Genomic DNA, 645 nt, shown 5'->3' with positions numbered 1-645 from the left:
TTTGATATTGTCATTTATAGAATCTCCTCCTTTGTTTCTAGAAAATTCTACTCCTTTTGTCGATTGTTTTTTGGGGGGGTTGCCGTATATATATGTTACTTCCGGTGATATTGTTGTATTAAGCAATAAAACGGTTTTACATAAAAGAGATAGCTATAGTCCTAAATGGGATGGAGAAGATCGTTATTTTATTAGAATATATTCAGTTAAAGATATCAACCAAGGTATATTAGCAAATTCTGCTCAACCTTGGATATGGGTATAGTAACCATAATACAACTAAATTCACAAAACTTCAGACAAGCTAAATTTAAGGACGAGTCTGCAAAGCGTACATCAGTACGTGGGCACAGACGAGTCCTACAAAATTGCTTGTATCAAGCTTTGTGAATTTAGCTGTACTAGACGGTTTTATGTAAATCACATAAAAACGTCATTGCGAGCAGGCATTGTTGCGTGGACCGGTAAATGCTCTTTATGTCATTCCAGCAACCGCGGGAATCCAGAAAATGACTGTCACCCCGTGGCTCGGCCTATAGTACCGGACAATTTTTATTATATGTCATTCCTGCGTAGGCGGGAATCCAGTAAAGTAAAGCTTTTTTTAAAAGCCTTACTTTAAAAAAACTATGTAATAAAAAATCT

At 36.1% G+C, this 645-nt stretch carries 1 pseudogene; it reads left to right on the top strand.

Annotated features, from left to right (window positions below):
• Nucleotides 1–265 (top strand): annotated as a pseudogene (locus KYQ89_RS01580) (hypothetical protein); the annotation flags it as partial.
• Nucleotides 266–645 lie beyond the last annotated feature (380 nt).

The sequence above is a fragment of the Rickettsia sp. TH2014 genome, assembly GCF_019249195.1.
Lineage (GTDB): Bacteria > Pseudomonadota > Alphaproteobacteria > Rickettsiales > Rickettsiaceae > Rickettsia > Rickettsia felis.
Note: the sequence above shows the minus strand (reverse complement) of the source record. Positions and strands in the feature narration are given on the sequence as shown.